The sequence below is a fragment of the Streptomyces sp. NBC_00377 genome, from assembly GCF_036075115.1.
GTDB lineage: Bacteria > Actinomycetota > Actinomycetes > Streptomycetales > Streptomycetaceae > Streptomyces.
This window is the reverse complement of the sequence record NZ_CP107958.1, coordinates 7,458,862-7,482,656: the sequence shown is the minus strand read 5'-3', so window position 1 is coordinate 7,482,656 and position 23,795 is coordinate 7,458,862. Positions and strand designations below refer to the sequence as shown.

Annotated in this window: 18 protein-coding genes and 1 tRNA gene; 5 read left to right on the top strand and 14 right to left on the bottom strand. The window is 71.1% G+C overall.

Going from position 1 to position 23,795, the window contains the following annotated elements:
* Positions 1-19 precede the first annotated feature (19 nt).
* Genes OHS71_RS33265 through pgsA form a run of 3 tightly spaced genes read right to left on the bottom strand, consistent with a single transcriptional unit; the run spans position 20 to position 2,885 of the window.
* Positions 20-1,189 (bottom strand): glycosyltransferase family 4 protein, encoded by a 1,170-nt coding sequence (locus OHS71_RS33265; RefSeq protein WP_328483019.1) that lies wholly within the window; start codon positions 1,187-1,189, stop codon positions 20-22.
* Positions 1,186-2,103 carry a phosphatidylinositol mannoside acyltransferase gene (locus OHS71_RS33260; RefSeq protein WP_328483018.1) on the bottom strand — a complete coding sequence of 306 codons (918 nt, stop codon included), beginning with the start codon at positions 2,101-2,103 and terminating at the stop codon, positions 1,186-1,188. Before OHS71_RS33260 ends, OHS71_RS33265 begins: the two co-directional genes overlap by 4 nt.
* Positions 2,100-2,885 (bottom strand): phosphatidylinositol phosphate synthase, encoded by a 786-nt coding sequence (gene pgsA / locus OHS71_RS33255; RefSeq protein WP_328484722.1) that lies wholly within the window; start codon positions 2,883-2,885, stop codon positions 2,100-2,102. The genes OHS71_RS33260 and pgsA overlap by 4 nt, the downstream gene beginning before the upstream one ends.
* A 219-nt stretch (positions 2,886-3,104) precedes the next feature.
* Here pgsA and OHS71_RS33250 point away from each other — a divergent pair, with 219 nt between their 5' ends.
* Positions 3,105-5,300, top strand: a complete 2,196-nt coding sequence (locus tag OHS71_RS33250; protein ID WP_328483017.1) for an elongation factor G-like protein EF-G2 — start codon at positions 3,105-3,107, stop codon at positions 5,298-5,300.
* Positions 5,301-5,498: 198 nt separating this feature from the next.
* Positions 5,499-7,160, top strand: a complete 1,662-nt coding sequence (locus OHS71_RS33245; RefSeq protein WP_328483016.1) for a hypothetical protein — start codon at positions 5,499-5,501, stop codon at positions 7,158-7,160.
* A gap of 155 nt (positions 7,161-7,315) precedes the next feature.
* Here the strand turns inward: OHS71_RS33245 and OHS71_RS33240 are convergent, their stop codons facing one another.
* A complete protein-coding gene (locus tag OHS71_RS33240) occupies positions 7,316-7,882 on the bottom strand; it encodes an HIT family protein (RefSeq protein ID WP_328483015.1) in 567 nt (188 codons plus the stop codon).
* A 67-nt stretch (positions 7,883-7,949) separates the two neighbouring features.
* Between OHS71_RS33240 and OHS71_RS33235 the strand changes: the two genes are divergently transcribed.
* On the top strand, positions 7,950-8,654 hold the full coding sequence (locus tag OHS71_RS33235; protein WP_328483014.1) for a potassium channel family protein: 705 nt from the start codon (positions 7,950-7,952) through the stop codon (positions 8,652-8,654).
* Between the two features lie 26 nt (positions 8,655-8,680).
* On the opposite strand, the gene thrS is transcribed toward OHS71_RS33235, so the two are convergent.
* The 3 genes from thrS to OHS71_RS33220 all read right to left on the bottom strand — a co-directional run bounded on the left by thrS (position 8,681) and on the right by OHS71_RS33220 (position 12,536).
* Positions 8,681-10,657, bottom strand: a complete 1,977-nt coding sequence (gene thrS, locus OHS71_RS33230) for a threonine--tRNA ligase (protein WP_328483013.1) — start codon at positions 10,655-10,657, stop codon at positions 8,681-8,683.
* Positions 10,658-10,746: 89 nt separating this feature from the next.
* Entirely contained in the window at positions 10,747-11,973 is a 1,227-nt protein-coding gene (locus tag OHS71_RS33225) for a hypothetical protein (RefSeq protein WP_328483012.1), read from the bottom strand.
* Complete coding sequence (locus OHS71_RS33220) at positions 11,970-12,536, bottom strand: DUF4365 domain-containing protein (RefSeq protein WP_328483011.1); 567 nt, start codon at positions 12,534-12,536, stop codon at positions 11,970-11,972. Before OHS71_RS33220 ends, OHS71_RS33225 begins: the two co-directional genes overlap by 4 nt.
* Before the next feature lie 168 nt (positions 12,537-12,704).
* On the opposite strand from OHS71_RS33220, the gene OHS71_RS33215 reads away from it, so the two are divergent.
* Positions 12,705-13,430 (top strand): exonuclease domain-containing protein, encoded by a 726-nt coding sequence (locus tag OHS71_RS33215; RefSeq protein ID WP_328483010.1) that lies wholly within the window; start codon positions 12,705-12,707, stop codon positions 13,428-13,430.
* 86 nt (positions 13,431-13,516) lie between these two features.
* Here the strand turns inward: OHS71_RS33215 and OHS71_RS33210 are convergent.
* Positions 13,517-13,588 (bottom strand) — tRNA-Val (locus tag OHS71_RS33210).
* 39 nt (positions 13,589-13,627) lie between these two features.
* Positions 13,628-14,074: an SRPBCC family protein gene (locus tag OHS71_RS33205; RefSeq protein ID WP_328483009.1), complete on the bottom strand. Its 447-nt coding sequence runs from the start codon at positions 14,072-14,074 to the stop codon at positions 13,628-13,630.
* A 66-nt stretch (positions 14,075-14,140) separates the two neighbouring features.
* Here OHS71_RS33205 and OHS71_RS33200 point away from each other — a divergent pair, with 66 nt between their 5' ends.
* Positions 14,141-16,573, top strand: coding sequence for an SCO7613 C-terminal domain-containing membrane protein (locus tag OHS71_RS33200; protein WP_328483008.1), 2,433 nt, complete (start codon positions 14,141-14,143; stop codon positions 16,571-16,573).
* A 115-nt stretch (positions 16,574-16,688) separates the two neighbouring features.
* Here OHS71_RS33200 and OHS71_RS33195 read toward each other — a convergent pair whose 3' ends face one another.
* The 5 genes from OHS71_RS33195 to OHS71_RS33175 all read right to left on the bottom strand — a co-directional run bounded on the left by OHS71_RS33195 (position 16,689) and on the right by OHS71_RS33175 (position 23,351).
* Complete coding sequence (locus OHS71_RS33195; protein WP_328483007.1) at positions 16,689-19,424, bottom strand: exo-rhamnogalacturonan lyase family protein; 2,736 nt, start codon at positions 19,422-19,424, stop codon at positions 16,689-16,691.
* A 143-nt stretch (positions 19,425-19,567) separates the two neighbouring features.
* Positions 19,568-20,167, bottom strand: coding sequence for a hypothetical protein (locus OHS71_RS33190; RefSeq protein WP_328483006.1), 600 nt, complete (start codon positions 20,165-20,167; stop codon positions 19,568-19,570).
* Positions 20,168-20,173: 6 nt separating this feature from the next.
* Positions 20,174-21,064 carry a carbohydrate ABC transporter permease gene (locus OHS71_RS33185; RefSeq protein WP_328483005.1) on the bottom strand — a complete coding sequence of 297 codons (891 nt, stop codon included), beginning with the start codon at positions 21,062-21,064 and terminating at the stop codon, positions 20,174-20,176.
* Positions 21,061-22,062 (bottom strand): carbohydrate ABC transporter permease, encoded by a 1,002-nt coding sequence (locus OHS71_RS33180; protein WP_328483004.1) that lies wholly within the window; start codon positions 22,060-22,062, stop codon positions 21,061-21,063. The genes OHS71_RS33185 and OHS71_RS33180 overlap by 4 nt, the downstream gene beginning before the upstream one ends.
* On the bottom strand, positions 22,062-23,351 hold the full coding sequence (locus OHS71_RS33175; protein WP_328483003.1) for an ABC transporter substrate-binding protein: 1,290 nt from the start codon (positions 23,349-23,351) through the stop codon (positions 22,062-22,064). Before OHS71_RS33175 ends, OHS71_RS33180 begins: the two co-directional genes overlap by 1 nt.
* Between the last annotated feature and the right edge of the window lie 444 nt (positions 23,352-23,795).

Genomic DNA, 23,795 nt, shown 5'->3' with positions numbered 1-23,795 from the left:
CCCTACGGGGGCGGACCGGTCAGTCCCGTGCCAGCCCGAGCCTGGCCCGCAGACCCACCGATCCCCGGTCGTCCTCGGCCGCCACCGCCGCCGCGCCCGCCGTGACCGTCTCGTACACCGACAGGATGTCCGCGCCGACGGTCGACCAGTCGAAGCGCCGTACGTGCGCGCTGCCCCGCTCCCGCAGCTCGGCCCTGCGTTCCGGGTCGCCCAGGAGCCGCACCGCCGCCTCGGCGAGGGCGTCCGCGTCCTCGTTGGCGAACAGTTCACCGGCCGCTCCCTGGTCGAGGACCTGGGCGAAGGCGTCCAGGTCGGAGGCGAGCACCGGGGCCCCGGCCGACATCGCCTCGACGAGGATGATGCCGAAGCTCTCGCCGCCGGTGTTGGGCGCGACGTACAGGTCGACACTGCGCAGGAACCGCGCCTTGTCCTCGTCGCTGACCATGCCGAGGAACTCCACGCGCGCGTGGAGCTCCTTCGGCAGGTTCTCCACCGCCTCCTTCTCGTCGCCGCGGCCGGCGACGAACAGCCGGGCGTCCGGGCGCTCGGCGAAGATCTTCGGCAGGGCCCGCATCAGCACGGGCAGGCCCTTGCGGGGCTCGTCGATGCGTCCGACGAAGCCGATGGTGCCGCCCTGCCACTCGGGACGGGGCTCGGCCTTGGCGAAGAAGTCGACGTCGACGCCGTTGGGGATGACGACCGCGTCCCCGCCGAGGTGTTCCACCAGCGTCCGCCGGGCGTACTCGCTGACCGCGATCCGCGCGCTGATCTTCTCCAGGGCGGCCTGGAGGATGGAGTACGCGGCGATCATGGCCCGCGAGCGCGGGTTGGACGTGTGGAAGGTGGCCACGATCGGGCCCGAGGCGGCCCAGCAGGTCAGCAGGCCGAGCGAGGGCGAGGTCGGCTCGTGGATGTGGACGACGTCGAACGCCCCGTCGTGCAGCCAGCGCCGCACGCGCGCGGCCGACAGGAAGCCGAAGTTGAGGCGCGCCACGGAGCCGTTGTACGGAACCGGGACCGCGCGGCCGGCCGAGACGACGTAGGGGGGCAGCGGGGTGTCGTCGTCGGCCGGGGCCAGCACGGACACCTCGTGGCCGAGCCGGATGAAGTACTCGGCGAGGTCGCGGATGTGGAACTGGACGCCGCCGGGAACGTCCCAGGAGTAGGGGCAGACGATGCCGATTCTCACGCGGCGTCCCCGTCCGACGGGCGGGGTTCCAGGTCCGCGAGCCACAAGCGCTGCAACATGTGCCAGTCCTCCGGGTGGTCGGCGATGCCGGTGGCGAAGGCGTCCGCCAGCTCCTGTGTCATGACAGACGTCTTCTCGGCCCGGGTACCTGTCGCGGGTACCTCGACCGGGGGATGCACGCGGCCCCGCATGACGGGCGAGTCGTCGTACCAGAGGGTGACGGGGAGCAGCAGCGCGCCGGTCTGCTGGGCGAGCAGGGCGGGCCCGGCGGGCATCCTGGCGGTGTCCCCGAAGAAGTCCACCTCCACGCCGGAGGCGGACAGGTCGCGCTCGGCGACCAGGCAGACCAGCCCGCCGTCGCGCAGCCGCCGGGCCAGGGTCCCGAAGGCGGTACCGCCGCTGTGCGGCAGCACCTCCATGCCGAGGCCCTCCCGGTAGGCGACGAACCGGTCGTAGAGCGTCTCGGGCTTGAGGCGTTCGGCGACGGTGGTGAAGGGCGTCCGCAGCGCCGTGGTGACCCAGGCGCCGGCCAGGTCCCAGTTCGCCATGTGCGGCAGGGCGAGGACGACGCCCCGGCCGGAGTCGATGCCGTCGGTGAGGTGGTGCAGGTCCTTGGGTTCGAAGCCGCCCGCGACCCGTTCGGCGCTCCAGGCCGGCAGCCGGAAGGACTCCATCCAGTAGCGCAGGTAGGAGCGCATCCCCACGCGCGAGAGCTCGGCCAGGCGCTCGGGGCTCGCGTCCGGCAGCACGCGCGCGTAGTTGCTCTCCAGGCGCCGCACGCCCTTCCCGCGCCGCTTCCAGGCGAGGTCGGCCACGCTGCGGCCAAGGCGTACCGCGACGGGCTCGGGGAGCTTCTTGACGGTGCTCCAGCCGAGGCCGTACAGCGCGTCGGTCAGGCGCTCCTGGGCGCTCACTTCGCGGCCTCGCTCCCCCGGGCCTCGTGTCCCTGCACCTCGTGTCCCTGCACCTCGTGTCCCTGGGCGGGTCTCTGGGCTTCCTCGCCCGCGGCGGCCTCCGCCTCGGCCGACTCCCGCCGGACCGTGACGACACGCTGGATCAGCGTGACGAGGCTGCCGACGGCGACGATCCACAGCGCGATCGGCAGCAGCACCTGGATGCCCGGCACGCCGAACTTGTGCAGACCCGCCAGGCCGGCCGCGACGAGGGAGATCACCAGCCGCTCGGCGCGCTCCACGAGCCCGTTGACGGCGACGGGCAGGCCGATCGACTCGCCCCGGGCCTTGGTGTACGACACCACCTGGCCGCTGGTCAGGCAGAAGATCGAGACGGCGCACAGGACGTTGTCGTCACCGTTGCCCGCGTACCAGAGGGCGAACCCGCCGAAGATCGCGCCGTCGGCGACCCGGTCGAGGGTGGAGTCCAGGAAGGCGCCCCAGCGGCTGGAGCGGCCGAGCTGGCGGGCCATGTTCCCGTCGACCAGGTCGGAGAAGACGAACAGCGTGATCACGATCGTGCCCCAGAAGAACTCGCCCCTGGGGTAGAAGACCAGCGCGCCCGCGATCACGCCGGCGGTGCCGAGGAGCGTGACCGTGTCGGGGCTCACCCCCCGGCGGACGAGAAACGCGGCGAACGGTGTGAGGACACGCGTGAAGAATGCACGCGCGTACTTGTTCAGCATGGCCTTCCCGAGGGTCGGTGTCGCCGCGCGGCCCCTGCTGGCCGCCGGCTGGCCCATCGTAGCCACGCGCGCGTGTGTGCGACGGTCGGGCACCCGCACCCCCGTGTCACGGCCCGACGGCATCCGGGTCACGGCCGGGTCGCGTCCGCCGTATGGACGAGCCGTGACGGGAGTGGAAAGCTCGAAGGACCGCGGGCGTCGCCGGAGCCGCCATCGCACGCGGGGCCGTCGTGCCCGCGCCCCCAGTGACCTCACCGTGTACGGGAGGCAAGGAACATGGGCGACAAGGCGAACGCACACCCCGGAGCCGCCGGCAGGGCTACAGCGGCCGACCACCCCGCGTCCGTACGGAATGTGGTGCTGGTCGGCCACTGCGGATCGGGCAAGACGACCTTGGTGGAGGCTCTCGCGCTGACAGCGGGAGCGGTGAACCGGGCGGGCCGCGTGGAGGACGGCGGCACCGTCTCCGACTACGACGAGATCGAGCACCGTCAGCAGCGCTCGGTCCAGCTGTCCCTGGTGCCCGTCGAATGGGACGGCATCAAGGTCAATCTTCTCGACACCCCCGGATACGCCGATTTCGTCGGAGAGCTCAGGGCCGGTCTGCGGGCCGCGGACGCGGCCCTCTTCGTCGTCTCGGCGTCGGACGGCGTGGACGGCTCGACCCGCATGCTGTGGGACGAGTGCGCTGCGGTCGGCATGCCCCGCGCGATCGTCGTGACCCATCTGGAGGCCGCCCGCGCGGACTTCGAGGAGATGACACGGATCTGCGCGGAGGCCTTCGGCGGCGACGACCCGGACGCGGTCCTTCCGCTGTACCTGCCCCTGCGCGGACCCGAGGGGCCCGACGGACACGCGCCCGTGACGGGACTGACCGGGCTGCTGTCCCGGAAACTGTTCGACTACTCCACCGGTGAGCGCACGGTGTCCGAGCCGGGTGAGGACCAGCTGCCCGGCATCGAGGACGCCCGCAACCGGCTGATCGAGGGGATCATCGCCGAGAGCGAGGACGAGACCCTCATGGACCGCTATCTCGGCGGCGAGCAGATCGACGTCAAGACACTGATCGAGGACCTGGAGCGGGCCGTCGCACGCGGCACGTTCTTCCCCGTCCTCGCGGCCGCGCCCGCGGGCGAGGGCGCACGGCAGGGCCTCGGCACGGTCGAGCTGCTGGAACTGGTCACCCGGGGCTTCCCGACGCCGCTGGAGCGCGCGGCGCCGCGCGTGACGACGGTCGACGGCGAGCCGCGCGAGCTGACCTCGTGCGACCCGGACGGGCCACTGGTCGCGGAGGTCGTGAAGACCTCCTCCGACCCCTACGTGGGCCGGGTCTCACTGGTCCGGGTCTTCTCCGGCACGCTCCACCCCGACGAGACCGTCCATGTCTCGGGTCACGGTCTCGCCGACCGCGGCCACGAGGACCACGACGTCGACGAGCGCGTCGGCGCCCTGTCCGCGCCGTTCGGCAAACAGCAACGGAGCCTGACGCACTGCATCGCGGGCGACCTCGCGTGCGTGGCCAAGCTCGGCCGCGCGGAGACCGGCGACACCCTGTCCGCCAAGGACGACCCGCTGCTCATGGAGCCCTGGCGGATGCCCGACCCGCTGCTGCCGCTCGCCATCCAGGCCCACAGCAAGGCCGACGAGGACAAGCTGTCGCAGGGCCTGGGCCGGCTGGTCGCCGAGGACCCGACGATGCGCCTGGAACAGAACCAGCACACTCACCAGGTGGTCCTGTGGTGTCTCGGCGAGGCCCACTCGGACGTGGCCCTGGAGCGGCTGCGGACCCGCTACGGCGTCCAGGTCGACGTCGTGCCGCACCGGGTTCCCCTCCGGGAGACGTTCGCGGCGAAGTCCACCGGACGCGGGCGGCACGTCAAACAGTCCGGCGGACACGGTCAGTACGCCGTCTGCGAGATCGAGGTGGAACCGCTGCCGGGCGGCTCGGGCATCGAGTTCGTGGACAAGGTCGTCGGCGGCGCGGTGCCCCGCCAGTTCATCCCGTCCGTCGAGAAGGGCGTCCGGGCGCAGGCGGTCAAGGGCCTGGCGGCCGGGCACCCGCTGGTCGACGTGCGGATCACCCTGCTCGACGGCAAGGCGCACTCGGTGGACTCCTCCGACGCCGCGTTCCAGACGGCCGGCGCGCTCGCCCTGCGGGAGGCGGCGGCCGACGCCAGGATCCATCTGCTGGAACCGGTGGCCGAGGTGACCGTACTGGTCGGCGACTCCTACGTGGGCGCCGTGATGAGCGACCTGTCGGGGCGGCGCGGGCGGGTCCTGGGCACCGAGCAGACCAGCGGCGGCCGCACCCTCGTCAGGGCCGAGGTGCCCGAGATCGAGATCGGCCGGTACGCGGTCGACCTGCGTTCCCTCTCACACGGCACGGCCCGCTTCGACCGCGCCTACGCCCGGCACGAGCCGATGCCGGCCCAGGTCGCCGAGAAGGTCCGCCAACAGGCTCAGGACAGCTGACGGTTGATGCCCGGCGGCCCTCAAGTGGCCGCTGTGGCAGCACAGTGGAACGTTTCCCTCCGATTCGGCGGGCGTCTTCGGCCGTCCGCCGACGGACACCGGTGCCTGCGGATACGCTGATGACCTGATCAACAGGTGTGCGAAGTACGGAAGTCGGGAAAGCCGCAGAAGCGGGAGCGGCGGCGATCGGGGGCGGGAATGACCGTTGGCAGCGGTTATGCGGACATCTTCGGACCACAGGTGCCGCAGACGGGCGACGGCGGACAGACGCCGACCTTCGCCCTGGCCTCGGCGGCCTACCGGGACAACCCGGTCGAGGACATCAAGAAGGCCGACAACGAGTGGCACCAGACCGCGGTCAACCCCGGCCGCAGCTGGGCCAGGATCTTCCGGCCGAACCTGGGCGAGGCGTTCTCCCAGGCGGTGATCGACCGCATGCTGGGCGTCGGCCGCAAGCCGCTCATCCAGTCGTTCGGCAGCGAACCCCAGGCGGTCGTCGAGCACTGCCTCGCGGCCAACCGCATCCGCCGGGAGCGCGACCAGAAGCTGACCGGCGTGATGCTGCTGTGCGGTGTGCTCTTCCTGCCCGGACTCCTGGTGTGGCTGCTGGTCTTCCAGCTTCGGGCGACCGTGGGGAAGCTGGACAGCAAGCGGGTCTCCGGCGTCGGCACCGGCCTGCTCGTCGCCGTGGGCGCCCTCGCCGTGCTCTTCCTGGTCAAAATGCCGTTCGGCGGTGTGGCGGGCTGGTACGCGCGCGGGTGCGTCGTGGCGCCCGTGGCCGGCTGGTTCCTGGCCAAGCGGATCTGCGAGAGCACCGCGACGGACCTGCGCGGGCGCTGGGACAGCCTGCTGTCCGGCAGCAGCGTCGGCGCCAAGGTCCCCGAGGCGGTGCCGACCAGCCCGAACCAGACGGCGGCCGAGCAGCTGCGTCAGTCCCTGGCCCGGCTCAGCGCCGAACAGCAGTCGAACTCGGTCTTCTACGCCGGCCCCAAGGGCATACTCGGCATGGGCACGCGCTGGGGCGCCTGGCAGCTCGCCGAGGAGCTGACGCCGCTCGACCCGGTGAAGGGCGTCCACGAGTTCCGCAGTTGGACCGTCGTCCGGGCCATCCACGACCAGTTGAACCTGCTGCCCCGGCAGAGCCTGAAGACCGGCGGCTTCCCGCCGCCCACGGTCCGCCACTGGATCGTCACCCCGGTCGGTGAGAACGCCAAGGCGGTCGCCCGGCCGGAGGGCACCGACGTGGAGGCGTACCAGGTCAAGCCGAGGGCCATCGAGGACATCTGCAACAGCCAGCAGTTCGGTGGCGGCGACCGGCACTACCTCGGCGTGCAGTGGCCGCTCTGGGACGGCCAGCTGATCATCACCATGCTGATCACGGTGACGGTCCTGCACGAGACGCTCCGTATCGAAGTCACCGGGCACGCCCTGGGCCCGGTCAACGGTCTGTTCACCACGAAGTCGGAGGCCCCCGTCAAGGAGGTGGCCAAGAGCGTCCGGTTCTGGGAGACCCGGACGGTCAAGCTTCCGCTGGTCACCGCCGACGAGGTGGTCCGGCTGGCCGCGCGGGCCACGATCAGCTGGTATCCGCCGCTGCTGAAGTGGCTGGGCGGTTCGATCGGCCTGCCCGAGCCCTTCGGTCTGCGGCACGCCTGGGCCGACCAGCCCTGGCGGCACCGCTTCATGGCCGACGACGCGCTGCGCGCGGCCACGCCGGTGCTGCGGGTGGTGCACACGGCCGCGCTCAAGGTGCTCAAGGAGCACGACGTGGACATCGAGAAGTTCAGCTCGCGCTCGTCGGTGCTCAGCGGCGCGGTTCAGGACGTGTCGCCGCGGAAGGCCGACACGTATGACGCGTGAGCCTCCGGCGGGGCGCGCGGGTGGGGTGTGGTGACCGTTCCCGGGGGCATGCGCCCCCGGATCCCGCTCCGGCCCTGAAGGGGCTCGTCCTCGAACTGCGGACGGGGCTGGTCGAGTCGACCGGGGTTTGAGCTCCCGGCCGGGCAGGCCGGCTGCTAGCGGGCCGTCGCCGGCCAGGCGTCCGCCAGCATTTTCCTCGTGTCCGCCAGGAGTTGCGGCAGTACGCGCGTGTGGCCCACCACCGGCATGAAGTTCGTGTCGCCGCCCCAGCGGGGCACGATGTGCTGGTGCAGGTGGGCGGCGATCCCGGCGCCCGCGACGGACCCCTGGTTCATCCCGATGTTGAAACCCTGCGCGCCGGACGCGGTGCGCAGGGCCGTCATCGCCTGCTTGGTCAGCTCGGCGAGCTCGGCGGTCTCCGGCACCGTCAGGTCGGTGTAGTCGGCCACGTGCCGGTAGGGGACGGTCATCAGATGGCCGCCGTTGTACGGGTACAGGTTCAGCACCGCGTACACGTGCTCGCCGCGCCGGACGACCAGCCCGTCCTCGTCGGACTTGGCCGGGATCGAGCAGAAGGGACAGCCGTCGTCGGCACCCGGGCCGGTCGGCTTGTTCTCACCCTGGATGTAGGCCATCCGGTGGGGCGTCCACAGACGCTGGAACGCGTCCTGCGTGCCCACTCCGATCTGCTGTTCCGGCTCACTCGTCATGCTAGGCAGCATATGGCTTCGCCCATTCGCGGCGTGTCGGCGGGGCTGCGCGAAATGCCGGGCGGGCCAAGCTGGGCCGATGGACGAAGACAGCCGGACGCTCCGCTGGGAGCAGCTCGCCGAGGTCCCCCTCTTCCTGGCCTCCCTCGCCTTCCTCGCCGGGTACGCCATCCACGTCCTGGCCCAGAACATCGACGCCGTCTGGCGGGACCTCTGCTTCGCCGTGATGCTCACGGCGTGGGTGCTGTTCGCCGTGGACTTCGCCGTGCGCTGGCGGCTCAGCGGGCAGCGGCTGCGCTACGTACGGACCCACTGGCTGGACGGACTGGTCGTCCTGCTCCCCCTGCTGCGCCCGCTGCGGATCGTCAAGCTCTCCGAGACGGTGCAGCGCCGTCGCGGAGAGCCGCGGTTCACGCTGCACGCGCGCGTGATCGCCTACGCCGGGCTGTCCACGGGGCTGCTCGGCTTCTCCGGCGCGCTCGCCGTCTACGACCAGGAGCGCGGGGCGCCGGGCGCGACCATGAAGACGTTCGGCGACGCCCTCTGGTGGACCTGCGAGACGCTCACCACCGTCGGATACGGCGACGTCACCCCCGTCACCTCCGCGGGCCGGCTGATCGCGGTCGGCATGATGGCGTGCGGGCTTGCCCTGCTGGGCGCGGTCACCGGGTCGTTCTCGTCCTGGCTGATCCAGGTGTTCTCCCGTGAGGACGGGACCGCGAGCATCCCTGGCCCGCAGGGTTCCCCGGGCGCCCGCAACGGCGAGGGGCCCCCGCAGAGGTGACTCCCCGGGGGCCCGCGTACGACGGATCAGACCTGCGTCCGCTCCTCGACGACCTTCGCGATCTTCGCGATGGCCTCGTCGAGCGGGATGCCGTTCTCCTGGGAGCCGTCGCGGTAACGGAAGGAGACCGAGCCGCCCGCCATGTCCTCGTCGCCCGCGATGACCATGAAGGGCACCTTCTGCTTCTGGGCGTTGCGGATCTTCTTCTGCATCCGGTCGGAGGAGGAGTCCACCTCCACCCGCAGCCCCTTCTTCTTCGCGGCCGCGGCGAACTTCTCCAGGTACTCCACGTGCGCGTCGCCGATGGGGATGCCGAGCGCCTGGACCGGGGCCAGCCACGCCGGGAAGGCGCCCGCGTAGTGCTCGAGGAGCACCGCGAAGAACCGCTCGATCGAGCCGAAGAGGGCACGGTGGATCATCACCGGACGCTGCTTGGCGCCGTCCGGGCCGGTGTACTCCAGGTCGAAGCGCTCCGGCAGGTTGAAGTCGAGCTGGATGGTCGACATCTGCCAGGTCCGGCCGATGGCGTCCTTCGTCTGGACGGAGATCTTCGGGCCGTAGAAGGCGGCGCCGCCCGGGTCGGGAACGAGCGGGAGGCCCTGCTTCTCGGCGACCTGGCGGAGCGTCTCGGTCGCCTCCTCCCACACCTCGTCCGAGCCGACGAACTTCTCCGGGTCCTTGGTGGACAGTTCCAGGTAGAAGTCGTCCAGGCCGTAGTCGCGCAGCAGGCCGAGGACGAAGGTGAGCGTCTTGTCGAGCTCGTCGGCCATCTGCTCGCGGGTGCAGTAGATGTGCGCGTCGTCCTGGGTGAAGCCGCGCGCGCGGGTCAGGCCGTGCACGACGCCCGACTTCTCGTACCGGTACACGGTCCCGAACTCGAAGAGGCGCAGCGGCAGTTCGCGGTAGGAGCGACCGCGCGCGTCGAAGATCAGGTTGTGCATCGGGCAGTTCATGGGCTTGAGGTAGTAGTCCACGCCCTCGTCGAGCTGCATGGGCGGGTACATGCCGTCGGCGTACCAGTCCAGGTGGCCCGAGGTCTCGAAGAGCTTCCCCTTCGTCGCGTGCGGGGTGTAGACGAACTCGTAGCCCTCCTCCTCGTGGCGGCGGCGCGAGTAGTCCTCCATGACCCGGCGGATGATCCCGCCCTTGGGGTGGAAGACGGCGAGGCCGGAACCGATCTGCTCGGGGATGGAGAAGAGGTCCAGCTCGCTGCCCAGCTTGCGGTGGTCGCGCTTCTCGGCCTCCGCGAGGAAGTCGAGGTGGGCCTTCAGCTCGTCCTTGGAGGGCCAGGCGGTGCCGTAGATGCGCTGGAGCATGGGGTTCTTCTCGCTGCCGCGCCAGTAGGCGGCCGCGTTGCGCATCAGCTTGAACGCCGGGATGTTGCGGGTGGTGGGCAGGTGGGGACCGCGGCAGAGGTCCTTCCAGCAGAGGTCACCGGTCCTGGCGTCCAGGTTGTCGTAGATCGTCAGCTCGCCGGCGCCGACCTCGACGTCCGCGCCGTCGTCGGTGGAGGCCGAGCCCTTGATGCCGATGAGCTCCAGCTTGTACGGCTCGTCGGCGAGCTCCTCGCGGGCGGCCTCGTCGGTGACCACCCGGCGGGCGAACTTCTGCCCCCGCTTCTGGATCTCCTGCATCTTCTTCTCGACGGCCTTGAGGTCCTCGGGCGTGAACGGCTTCTCGACGTCGAAGTCGTAGTAGAAGCCGTCCTTGACCGGGGGGCCGATGCCCAGCTTGGCCTCGGGGAAGAGCTCCTGCACGGCCTGGGCCATCACGTGCGCGGTGGAGTGGCGCAGGATGTTCAGACCGTCCTCGGAGGAGATCTCGACGCCCTCGACCTCTTCGCCGTCCGCGAGCACGTACGACAGGTCCCTCAGCTCGCCGGCCACGCGCGCGGCGATGACGGAGCGCTCGCCCGCGAAGAGGTCGGCGGCCGTGGTGCCCGTCGTCACCGTGCGCTCTTCCCGCTCGGAATCGCGTTGGATGATCACACGGACGTCTGACACCGGTCTCTCCTGACTGAAGGGGGTGCGGCGCCATACCGTGAGCGCGCGCAAGAGGCGATCGTACCGACCCGCACCCGCCCACCGCGAAATCAGTCCCCGAGCTGCTCCCCTCCGCAGGCCTCCTCGAAGCAGTCGAGATTCTCCTGTAGCGACTTCATCAGCCGGTCCCGCTCCGCCTCGTCCACCTGCACGGGTACGACCCCGCAGGCGCCGGTGAGCCGGCGGAAGCCGCCCCTGCTCTCCAGCCGGCCCTGCACCCGCACCGGCAGCCCGACCAGGTGGGCCTGTCCGGCGATGCGGTAGTCCTCCTCGTCGAGGGTGAGCCGGACGTGCGGGATCTCGGCACCGGCCAGCACCCGCAGCCGTACGCTGCCCTCACCGCGCGGCCCCGACCTGCGCATCCGCACGACCGTGCCGGTGACCCTGACGGGCACGGGGGGCTCCTCGCGGAGATAGCGGGCCCCCGCCGCGCGCAGTACGGGCAGGTCGCCGGGCGAGAACTCGACCGGGTCGCCACCCGCGGCGCACGCCTCGGGGACCCCGGCGGCCGGCGCCCACTCGACGCAGATCCGGGCGCCCTCGGCGCCCCGGACGAGGACGATCAGGGCCTCGGTGAGCTCACGGCTGGCGCCGGCCTCCACGGCCCCGTCGAAGGCGTCCATGCCGCCGGTGGCCCGCTGGTAGTCGATGGCCTCACGGACCGCGTACAGGGCCTGGTGGAGGCGTACGGCGAGAGGGCGGGCGCCCGCGACGGGCGCGAAGGCCGTCAGGCGGCGCCCGCCGGACGCGGAGCCGACCAGGACGCTCTCCAGTGTCGCGAGGGCCGCCCGCCGGTGCCGGGCCCCGTAGTAGCCGGCACGCGCGCGTGTGGCGAGCGCGCCGGCCAGCAGCATCTGGCGGGCGGCGCCGCGCAGTTGTTCCTCGACGGCCCACGACGCGGCCCCGGCGGGCCCGGTCGGGGCGTCCCGCCACCAGCGGATCTCGTCGCTCGGTACGGCGAGGGCGACGAGGACCTCGCGCGCGGAGGGCGTGCCGCTGCGGGTCAGCGCGAGGAGCGCCTCGCCGAGCAGGTCGTCGCTGTCGGGGAAGGCCCTGCTCTCGGGCACGAGCAGGCTGGTCCCGCCGCCGCCCGGTCCGGGCGGGGTCCAGCGGCCGTAGCGGCCGGCGGCGCCGCCGCGCCGCTGCCAGCCGTGCCGGCGCAGCAGGACGCCGAGGACGACCGGATCGACCTGACCGGGCTCGGGGGGCTGGTTCCAGTGGGCCTCGGGATGCGGCCGTACCGGCCGTAGTGGCTCGTCGAGGGGGCGGTGGGTCATGGTCTGCCTCCCGTCCCGGCCCGCGTCATGATCTCGCACAGCGCCCGGTCGTCGAAGATGCGTGTGGTCGGTATCCGCACGGTGGTCCGGGTCCGGCCCGTGATCGGGTGGCCGGCGAGATTGACCCAGTAGCAGCAGTGCCGCAGGTCGAGGCGGTCGTGGCCGGCGCGCAGCCACTGGTCCTGGGACCGCGGGACGAGCATCACGACGAGGATCTTGTGCACCGACACCGGGGTGCGGGCGAGCTTGCGCAGGTGGTCGTTGTCGAGCGTGAAGGAGAAGAAGCGGCCCGGCGGGTCGGGCCGGATCTGGTAGGTGGCCTTCAGCTGCACCTTGATGGTGACCTCGTCGTCGACCGTGTGCTGGGGTGCGCTGTGGCTGACGTGCCAGTCGATGCCGTTGTCCGGGAACGGCTGGGACAGCGAGCAGCCCGCCGCCGCCGCGACGGCGTGCAGATAGCCGACCTGGAGGGTCTCCATGCAGGCGGTGGTGGCGAGCGTGCCGCGGTGAAGCCCCTCGCGTTCGGGCAGCAGCCCGCTCCGCTCGGGCTGCGCTATCGCCATGACCAACAGCCTTCCACGCAAAGCCAGTCCCCGTGACGGGCCGCTGAACTGCGATGACCCGTACTCGTGTTGTGTCCTTCCGGCGTACGGCGCAAACAGCCCGGGTATCACCAAACAGGCAGAAGACGGGGCGTCAGCTGCCGTGGGTGAACGAGGGGTTGTGTGGGTATGACGTACTGGTACGAGGGGCCTCTGGCCGCCTTTGACACGGAGACGACGGGCGTCGACGTGGAGACCGACCGGATCGTGTCGGCCGCCCTCGTCGTCCAGGACGCGCCGGGTGCGCGGCCGCGGGTGAGCCGCTGGCTGGTGAACCCGGGCGTGCCGGTGCCGGCCGGGGCGACGGAGGTGCACGGGCTGACGGAGGATCATCTCCAGCGCAACGGCCGCTGGCCGGCCCCGGTCATGTTCGAGATAGCCGAGCTGCTCGCCGAGCAGGCCGCCGCGGGGCGCCCGCTGGTGGTGATGAACGCGCCGTTCGACCTGACGCTGCTCGACCGTGAGCTGCGCAGGCACCGGGCCTCGGCGCTGGACAACTGGCTGGGCGCGGCGCCACTGCGGGTGCTGGACCCTCGGGTCCTCGACAAGCATCTGGACCGCTATCGCAAGGGCCGGCGCACGCTCACCGACCTGTGCGCGCACTACGACGTGACGCTGGCCGACGCGCACGACGCGGCGGCGGACGCACTGGCCGCGCTGGAGGTCGTCCGGGCGCTGGCCCGGCGGTTCGCGGCCCGGCTGGAACGTCTCTCCCCCGCCGACCTGCACGCGCTACAGACGGCCTGGCATGCCGCGCAGGCGCGCGGGCTCCAGGCGTGGTTCGCGCGCAGCGGCACGCCGGAGACGGTGGACACCTCCTGGCCGCTGCGCCCGGAGCTCCCGGCGGCGGCGTAGGCGGCGTCGGCCGACACGGCGCCGCGGAACACGGCGCCGCAGACACGAAAAAGCCGGTCCGCGTGATGCGGACCGGCCCTTCCCGGTGGGCGATACTGGGTTCGAACCAGTGACCTCTTCGGTGTGAACGAAGCGCTCTCCCACTGAGCTAATCGCCCGGGAACGCACCGAACAATACAGGGCTTCGCGGGCTTCCTTCAAACCGCTTCCAGGTACGCGGTCAGGCCGTGGCGGCCGGCACGCATCATCAGCCGGTGGTTGAGGCGGAACACCGGCCGCCCGGGGACGGCGAACACCCTGAGCAGCGGCTTGCCGACCCGGACCACCTGGTCGTAGCGGGCGAGGGTGCCGGAGCCCCGGGCCGTGATCGTCCAGCGCGCCCAGCCGTCGATGTCGCCCGAGAAGGAGCTCTCCAGGATCCCGGCCGCCGGGTCGCGCCGTTCCTCTCGCGCGGTGAAGGTCATGTCGTACGGAAGGAGGGAGCGGATGCGGATGACGCCGGTCGCGTCGTCGATCCGCTTCACCTCACGCACCTGGCGCCACCAGCGGGGATACTCCTCGACCCGCTCCAGCGCCTCGTACACACGGGCGGGCGGGGCGGGCAGGGCCCACAGGCTGCGGAAGCGGTAACGGGTCCAGTCCATGGGCGGAGTGTTCCCTCGCGGGGACACCGCAGACGGCATTTGAGTACGTTCTGAGTACGTGCGCTCATGTCGCCGTTCGTGACGCGGACCACACTCCGACGCATGACGCATTCTCCGCCCCCGGCCCAGGAGCTTTGGTTCCTCGACAATGAGCTCCGGCAACTGGACGCCCGTCGCGCCCAGTTGCTGGCCCGCCGCGCCTGGTTGGTCACGATGCTCCAGCAGGCGGCGCGGCCGGCCGCGCCGGTGTGGCCGAACGGCCCGGCGCCGGCGGGACCGTCCGGCCGCCCCGAGACCACCGCCCCGGGTGTGCAGAACGTCCTCCTGCTGCTGGGCGGCATCCTGCTCACCATCGCGGCGATGGTGTTCACGCTGGTCAGCTGGGGTCACCTGGGGATCACCGGCCGTTCGCTGGTACTCGGCGCGGTCACGCTCGCGGTGCTCGGCGCGCCCGTGGCGCTGCTGAACAGGGGGCTGCGTTCGACGGCCGAGTCGGTCGCGGGTCTCGGCCTGGCGCTGACGGTGCTCGACGCGTACGCCCTGCACGAGGTGGTGTTCACGGCGGCGGACGGTACGACGTACGCGGCGGCCGTGTCGACGGCGCTCGCGGCGGTGTGGGCGGCGTACGGCACGGCGCTCGCCGCGCTGTCCGGCGCGGTCACGCTGCGACTGCCGCGCCCGGCCGCCCTGGTGGTCGCGCAACTCCCGCTGGTCCTCTGGACGATCGCCCTCGGCGGCGGGCCGCACATGGTCACCTGCGCGGTGCTGCTGACGGCGGCGCTCGACGCCGTGGTGGCGCTGCGGGTGTCCGAGCAGCCGGTGCGCCCGGTCGCCATGGTGTGCGCGTTCGGCGCCGGCGGCTGGGGTGTCCTGACGGCCGGTCTGCTCTCGCTGGGAGCGTCCGGTCCGAGCGCCGCCGTCCGTGCGGCGGCGCTCCTCCTCCTCGCGGCGGTGATCGCCCTGGGTATGGCCCGCTCCGCGCCCCGGCCGGAGCTCACGACGGGCATGGCGGCGACCGCCGCCCTGTGCGCGGTGGCCGGCCTGGGCGGCGTTCTCCGGGTGTCGGTTCCCGCCGACTGGGCGGTGCCGGCCTACCTGGCCTGCGGCATCGCGCTGTCGGCCGCCGTACGGGGCCCGCAAGCGGTGCGCCGGGGTGTCGCCCTGGCCTCCGGCGCCGTACAGGCGGGCGCGGTGCTGTGGGCGCTTCCGGCCGTGGGTATCACGCTGCTGGGACCGGCGTCGTGGCTCGGGCACATCTGGTCCGGGGCCCCGGGCGACGCCCGTGCCGCGGTGACGACCGACGTCTCCTGGCCGTCGCACGCCGTGACGGCGCCGCTGGTCCTCGCCGCGGTCGCCGTGGTCCTGGCGACGGCGGTGCGCAGCGAGCAGTGGCGTCCGCAGGCGCTGACCGCCGCGCTGACGGCGGCCTGGGGCGCCGCGCTCGTCACTCCCGCGGCGCTGCAACTCCCCTACCTCGCCGCACTGTCGGTCCACGGGTTCACGGTGGCGGCCCTCGTGGCCCTGGTCGTCGTGGGCCGTCGCACGGTACTGACGGCGCGGACGGCCGGCGCACTCGCTCTGCTCACCTCCTTCGGCCTCGCCGCCCTCTCCCTGGCCACCGAGCCGGCGACCCTCGCCGTCCTCGCCTCACTGACCGGGGTGTTCGCGGTGGCCGCGTGGCGCGGTCGGCAGGCGCCGGTGTACGCGGCCGCCTCCCTCGGCCACGCCACGGCCCTGGCCTGCGCCGCGGGCGCGTCCGCCGGGTGGCGGCCGGAGTACATCGCGTTGCTGGTGCTCGTCGTCCCGGTGGTCGCCGCCCTGGTCGCGGCACGGCTCGGCGACCCGGTGACGACGTGGACGGTCGAGGCGGCGGGGACCGTCGCCGGGCTCGTCGCCATCGGCCTGGCGGTGACCGACCCGCCGCTGCTGGCCCTGGTGCTGTCCCTGTGCGCGGTGATCGCGGCGGGCACGGCCGTGCGCCCGGACCGCCGTCACGTCGGCTACGCGGCCGTCGCCCTCTTCGTGCTGGCCATGTGGGTCCGGCTGGCGGCCTGGGAGGTGGTGGTCCCGGAGGCGTACACGCTGCCGGTCACGGTCCCGGCGCTGCTCGTCGGAGCGCTGCGCCGCCGCCGCGACCCGGCGGCCTCCTCCTGGACGGCGTACGGCCCCGGTCTCACCGTCACGCTGCTGCCGAGCCTCGCCACGGCATGGGGGGACGTCGAGTGGACCCGCCCGCTGTTGCTGGGGGCGGCCGCGTTGCTGCTCACGCTGCTGGGCGCCCGGCACCGGCTCAGGGCGCCGCTCGTGCTGGGCGGCTCGGTGCTCGCCCTGGACGCGCTGCACGAGCTCGCCCCCTACCTGCTCCAGGTGACCGACGCCCTGCCCCGCTGGGTGCCTCCCGCCCTCGCCGGGCTGCTGCTGCTCGCCCTCGGTGCCACGTACGAGCAGCGTCTGCGCGACGTCCGGCGGGTGCGGGAGGTCCTGGGAAGGATGAACTAGGGCCTGTCGTCTGGATCGGATCGGCCTGACTCACGGTGCCTTGCAGGCCGGCACCGCACCCCGCGACGCGCGACTTGATCCAGAACGACAGGCCCTACCCTCCGGTCACCTCCGGTCACGGCATCTTGTCGCCGAGCAGCGCCAGGTTCTCGATGGCGGCGAGGCCGTACAGGGCGGTGTCGTTGGTGGCCACCCAGGCGGCCTCGCTGCCCGCGACCAGGGCGGCGGGGCCGCTCACCGGCTCCGTCTTCCACGGCGAGGACTCCGTGTAGCCGTCGGAGCTGTAGAACTTCGTCCACGCCCGCTTGGCGAGCGCGGCGTCGCCGGTCTGGACGGCTGCGTACGCGTCGAGCCGCGAGTGGCCCTGGAAGAGCAGCAGTGAGCCGAAGTTGCTGCCGTAGCGCGCCGCCTGCTCCGCCTTGGTGGCGTTGAAGTAGCGGCAGTAGTCGAGGTACGCCTCCTTGAACTTCGGTACGTCGACCAGGTGGATCAGCTCGGCGCACAGTTCGTTGAGGCCGAACACCGCGGACAGGTGCGAAACGCCGACGACCGGCGCCGTGGCCACCGCGAACCGGCCGGTGTCGAGGTCGTACAGGCCACTGCCCTGGACGAAGCCGTTGGGCTGGGCGCCGATCGTCTCCATGGTGGACAGGACGCGGGCCTTGGCCTTCTCCCACTTGGGACCCTTGCGCTCCCACTCGGTCAACCACGCCGACACCAGGCCGCTCCAGTCGGTGCCGAAGCCGATGGACAGGGCGTGCCGGTCGGGCGTGTACGGCTCGGTACGGATCTTGCGCAGCGGGTCCAGGGCGAGGAACGTCTCGTCGGAGTCGACGTTGGCGTGCATGAGGTCGCCGACGCGTTCGTCGCCCGTGAGGAAGTAGTAGTAGCGGCGGTAGGTGGTGTTGGCGATCCGCTGCTGCTTGGCACTGTCCGCGTAGTGCTGCACCCCGTGCCGGGTGCCGAGCCCGGCCCACTGGCCGAGGTGGTAGACGTCGACCTCGCCGGTGTGCCGGGTCATCGCCTCGGCGAAGCGGAAGATGTCCGCGCGGCCGCTGCGCAAGTAGGCGAACCAGAGCCAGAGGTCCGGCGACAGCTCCGAGTTGTCCCAGGCGTAGCCGCCGATGTCGTACCGCCACTGGTGCCGGACGGTGTCGTAGGTGTGCATGATGTCGCCGTAGTCCCAGAAGCCGTACCAGCGGCGCTGCTCCACCTGGCCCTTGTAGTAGGTGAAGAGGAAGTCGAGGTGGTCCTCGATCTTCGCCTTGGCGGGAGTGGACCGGTCCGGCTCGGAGTACAGGCCCGGACCGAACACCTTGGCCTTGATGAGCTGCTTGGGCGGGGCGGCGAGCTGGGGCAGCACCCGTACGGCCTCGACCTGTTCGGCGAGCTTCTCCGGGGCGGGCGTGGACTCGTTGGCCCAGAAGAGGAGTTCGGAGGTGCGGGCGATGCCGTAGGGGGTGCCGAAGCCGGGCTCGTGGTCCTCGTAGGTGATGTTGAGGCCCTCGAGCTGTTCGGGGAAGGTGTCCTGGCCCATGCCGTCGTGGTAGAAGCGCAGGTCCATGGGCTGCGCCTCGGGCGACCAGAGCCAGAGGGTGACCTCGGCCTCGTCGGTGTGCGCGTCGCGGATGTCGAGCTGGGCGGGGTGCTTCTCCCAGAAGTCCCTGAGGCCGAAGGAGAATCCGCCGCTCGCCCCTCCGACGTATCCGAAGCCGGAGGCGCGTTTCCCGCCGCCGGCGCCGATCCAGCCGTGGCCCTTCTTGGTGCGCTTGCGGAGCGTGAAGCCGTCGGCGGAGAGCTGCGAGAGGGTGTAGTCGCCCCACTCGGGGATGTACTGGAGCCGGGTGGTGACCCGCTGGTCCCAGGTGGCGGGGTCGGGGAGCTTCTGGCCCGCGTACTGGGCCGCCTGCACCGCCGCCCCGGGGTCACGGCGCAGCCCGGTGATGCCCTTGACCGCCTCGCGCAGCAGACCGGTGCCCTCACCGCCGATGCGGATGTGACGGTCGTAGGACTCGTCGCGCATCGGGACGGTGAAGCGGACGCCCAGCCCCCGGATGAAGTCGCCGCTCGCCTTGCCGGGCTCCTGCTTCCCGTCGTAGGTGATCGTGTGCACCATGCGGAAGGAGTCGGCGCCCGCGTAGAAGTACAGGCGGATGGAGAACGGGAGCCAACTGCGGCTGCCCTTGCGGTGTTTGCCGTCGATGCGGACGACCGCGCGGATCGGGCCGGTCTGCTCGACGGTGACGCCGCCGATGGCGCCCTCGAAGCGCTCGGTCTTGACGGTGCCCTGGTCCTCGTCCTCGATCTCGGGCTGCCGGATCAGCACCAGCCGGCCGTTCCGGGCGATCTCGGTGGAGCCGCGGGTGACGGACTTGATGAGGGTCGCCCCGGACGTGCCGATCTTCGCCGTGATGACACCCGTCGAGACGTCGATGGTGCCGCCGCGCTTGTCGACGGTGACCTTCTTGGCGGGTGCGGCGGGGGTACCGGCGGCGAGGGTGAGCTTGCCGGAGCCCGAACCGACCGCGTGGGCCGTCCACTTCAGCGAGCCGTCCGGCCAGTACGCGAGGGGCCAGGACTGCACGGGGACGTCCTTGCCGGCGGCGTCCGTCAGCGCGAAGGTCTGGTCCTGCTGATACGTGCCCATGGGCCAGGGCACGCCGAGTGTGGAGCCGGGGGCGGCGCCGAGGCCGCCCTCCTCCAGCCAGTCCAGGGTCACCGGATCCGCGTCCGCCGCCGCGGCTCTCGGTGCGGCCTCGGCGTCCTTCGCGCCCAGCGCCCAGCTGAACTGTGCGGCGGCGCCGGCGACGGCCGCCGCCTTGAGGAGGGACCTGCGGGGAATGGGGGACATAGCGATACAGCCTTTCCGTTCCGTGCGGGAGCAGTGCGGGAGGCGGTGCGGGAGGCGGTGCGGGAATGAAGGTGTGAATGTCAGGGGCATGACAGAGGAAGGCGTGGCGCCTGGGCGCCGGCCCGAGAGGAGGGGCGCCGCCCTCAGCGACGCCGGTGGCGTTCCTCCACCGCGACGGCGGCCGCCGCGACGGCACCGAGCACGGGGGCCGCCAGCGGAGCGACGAACCACGCGGACAGGGCGACCACGGCCAGGCCCCCGACGATCAGGAAGGAGCCCGCCGGGTCGAGCACGGTCCGTCGGCCTGCCTCAACGAGCAGCGCCCGCCAGGTGCCGTCCGGTGTCCACACGGCCGCCGCGCGGAGTCCGGCGACGGCGAGCCCGATCAGCGCGAACACGCCGACGGCCCCTACCAGCGGACCGCCGGGAATCCCGGCCCGCACGGCCTGCACGTCCACCCAGACCGCGGCGAGCGCCGCCCACCCGGCGAGCCCGGCGAGCCATCCGCCGCGCACCGCCGACCGGAAGTCCGCGGCGAACTCCCGCCATCCGCCCGCCTCGTGGGCGATGCGCCGGCGCAGATGACGCGACCCCGCGGCGAAGGCGGCCGGGTAGGTGACCACGCCCAGCGAGGCCACCGCGATCCACACCCCGGTCAGGAGACACTCGGCGAACACCGCGAACCGTTCCGCGAAGGCGGACTCGCCCCGCGGGGCCCTGGCCCTGACGCGTACCTCGGCCATGCCGGGTCAGCCCTTCAGTCCGGACGTCGCCATGCCGTCGATCAGATAGCGCTGGAAGGCGACGAAGAAAGCGAGCACCGGCAGGAGCGCGACCAGCGACATCGCGATCATGCCGCCGTAGTTGGCCAGGCCCTCCTGGTCCACGAACATCTTCAGCCCGAGGGAGACCGTGTACTTGTCGGGCTCGTTGAGGTAGATCAGCGGGCCCATGAAGTCGTTCCAGGAGTTGATGAAGGTGAAGATCGCGCTGGTGATCAGGGCCGGCCGGCACAGCGGGAGCACGATCGACCAGTAGATGCGCAGATGCCCGCAGCCGTCGAGGCGGGCCGCCTCGTCGAGTTCCCTGGGCAGATTGCGCATGAACTGCACCATCAGGAAGACGAAGAACGCCTCCGTGGCCAGGTACTTCCCCAGCAGGAGCGGGGCGTACGTGTTGATCATGTTCAGGTTGCGGAACAGCACGTACTGCGGGATCAGCAGCACGTGGTACGGCAGCAGCAGGGTGCCGATCATCAGCGTGAACAGCAGATTGCGGCCCGCGAACCTGATCTTCGCGAAGGCGTACGCGGTCAGCGAGCAGGACACCACGATGCCGACGACGGAACCGACCGCGAGCAGCAGCGAGTTGACGAAGAACGTAGAGATCGGAATGTCCGCGATGCCGTCGGCCAGCCCCTTGTAGTTCGCGAGGATCGGGTCGCCCGGCAGGAGGTCCAGACTCCCGACGATGTCCTCGCTCTTCTTGAAGGAGCCGCCGATGACCCAGATCACCGGGTAGAGGATCACCGCGAGGACCGCGAGCGACCCCAGGTGCCAGGCGAGTGATCCGGGCAGTCTGCGACGGAGGCTGCCCTTCGTGGATCGCGCCGGCGTGACGTCGGTGGCCTGCGCGCTCATCGGGCGCCCTCCTCGTAGTGCACCCAGCGCTTCTGGGACCAGAACAGCACCGCCGTCACCAGGGCGACCGCGACGAGCAGCATCCAGGCCATGGCGGAGGCCAGGCCCATCCGGCTGTTCTCGAAGCCCTGGACATAGAGGTAGCAGGTGTAGACCATCGAACCGTCGGCGGGACCGCACGCGTTGCTGCCGGCGCCGCCGCCCACGATGTACGCCGAGCTGAAGATCTGGAACGAGTGGATCGTCTCCAGCAGGACGTTGAAGAAGAGGACCGGCGAAATCATCGGCAGGGTGATGTTCCAGAACCGGCGCAGCCTGCCGGCTCCGTCGACCTCGGCGGCCTCGTACAGCTCACGAGGCACCTGCTTGAGCCCGGCGAGGAAGATGACCATGGGAGCGCCGAACTGCCAGACGGTGAGCGCCACCAGGCTGTAGATGATCATCTCGGGGTCGCCGGTCCAGCCGCCGACATCGATCCCGAAGACCTTCTGGGTACGGTCGACGATCGCGTCGTCCGAGAAGATCGCCTTCCAGACGATCGCGACGGAGACGCTCGCCCCGATCAGCGAGGGCGCGTAGAAGGCGGCCCGGTAGAAGGCCTGGCCGCGCCGCTTCTGCGCGAGCAGCAGCGCCACTGCGAGCGCCAGGAGCAGCTTGAGCGGCGTGCCGACGACCACGTACCAGAGCGTCACCTTCACCGAGTGGCGCCAGCGCGGGTCGCCGAACATCTCGGAGAAGTTGTCGAGCCCGATCCACTTCGGCGCGTCGAACAGGTTGTAGTCGGTGAACGCGAAGTAGAGCGAGGCGACCATCGGGCCCGCTGTCAGCAGCAGGAATCCGGCGATCCACGGGGACATGAAGAGATAGCCGGCCAGGTTCTCCCGGCGGCCCCGCCGCTTGACGGCGGCGGGGCGCGGGGTGTCGACCGGACCGTGCCGCGGCTCGGAGTCCTTGAACAGGTCCTCCGTCGCAGGGGCGTGTGTCACGGTGGTTCCCATCAGCTGCCGAGAGCCGTCTTCGACTCGGTGAAGAACTGCTTGACGGCCTCGCTCACCGAGCGCGTGCCCAGGGCGAGCTCCTCGGCGATGCGCAGGAAGGCCGACTCACAGATGTCGGCACCGTTCGGGTGCGGGGTGATGGGCTCCAGGACGCCCGAGGAGACGAGGGACGTCTCGTAGGCGGCGATCGCCTTGTTGACCTCGTCGGTCGGCTTGAACGCGTCGAACTGGGCCTGCGTCGCGGGCACACCGCGGTCGTAGCCCATGATCTTGGCGACCTCGGGATCATGCACCATGAAGTCGATGAACTGGGCGACCTCCTTGGGGTGTTGTGTCCGCTTGGAGGCGCTGAGCATCAGGGATCCGAGGTACTGACCGGTCTTCTTGCCGTCCGTCGTCGGAATGGGCGCGAGACCGTACTCGCTCTTGCCCTCCGAGGTGTAGCGGACGGTGAAGTTGTCCCAGGTGAACTCACTGCCGGCGAGTTCCCCGGAGACCGCCGACTTCGGCTTGATCTGGGCGACCTTCTTGGGATCGGCGTAGAGGCCCTCCTCGACGCCCTTCTTGGCCTTGGTCCACCAGTCCGTCAGATCCGCCTCGGTGAAACCGAGTCCGTCCTGGGAGAAGAACGCCTTGCCGTTCTGGCGCAGATAGAGGTCGTACAGGTACATCACGCCGTACATGCCGCTGTCGCCGGCACGCCCCGCCTTGTCGCGGATCTTCTTCATCGCCGCGTCGAAATCGTCCCAGGTCCAGCCGTGGACGGGCTTGACACCTGCCTTGGTGTAGACGGGCTTGTCGATCACCAGGGCCATCGAGTTGGAACCGACCGGGACTCCGAGGAGCTTGCCGTCGACCTCGCCGAATTTGTCCAGCCCGGCCCGGAAGCCGTCCATGGAGAGGTTGCCCGCCTTGACCTGCGCGCCGAGATCGAGCAGCACGTTCTTCGCGTCGTATTTCCGCAGGAATCCAATCGCGTTCTGGAAGACGTCCGGCGGATTCCCGCCGGAGGCCTGAGTGTTGAACTTCTTCCAGAAGTCGCCATAGGGCTGAAAGTCCGTTTTCACCTTGATCTTCGGATACTTCTTCTCGAAGAGCGCGATGGTCTTGTTGATACGCCCCGCACGGTCCTCGGAACCCCACCAGGCGTAACGGATCGTCACCGTTCCGTCCGCCGAGGTGCCGCTGTCTCCCCCGCACCCGGTGGTCGCGGCCAGGCCCAGTGCGGCCGCCGTCGCCCCCGCGGCCTTCAGGATCGTTCGCCTCTCAACATTCCTGCTGGTTCCCACAGTCGGGCCCTCCCCGCAGCGTCGTTGCCGCTTGCATGAATCGTTTCAAGAAAGCGCTTGCTGGCACAAGGTACGAGGGGGTTGAGAGAGCGTCAATGATTCGGACAGGAATTTCTTGCGTGCGAGCCCGGCGGCGAACCGCGGCCGCGAGGACCGCTTCTGCGCATCTCTTGGACGAACTCGCAGGTGAGGGAGGCGCGTTCGAACTGCCGAACCGGTGATCGGTCGTCAGGAACGCGAGCCGGAGAGTGGAATCTGCCTGGCGGAGTAAGAGTTGTCCGAGGAAGGGGAGCATGGTGGGACTGCGTTCGGCAGGACACAGCGGGTCGGTGGATACGGACGACCGGGCACGTGGAAAGCCGGACTGACGACAGTCGGGAGCCGGGGTCGGGAACCTGGGTCGGCAGTCGGGAGCCGGGTCGGGAGTCGGGAACCCGGGCCGGG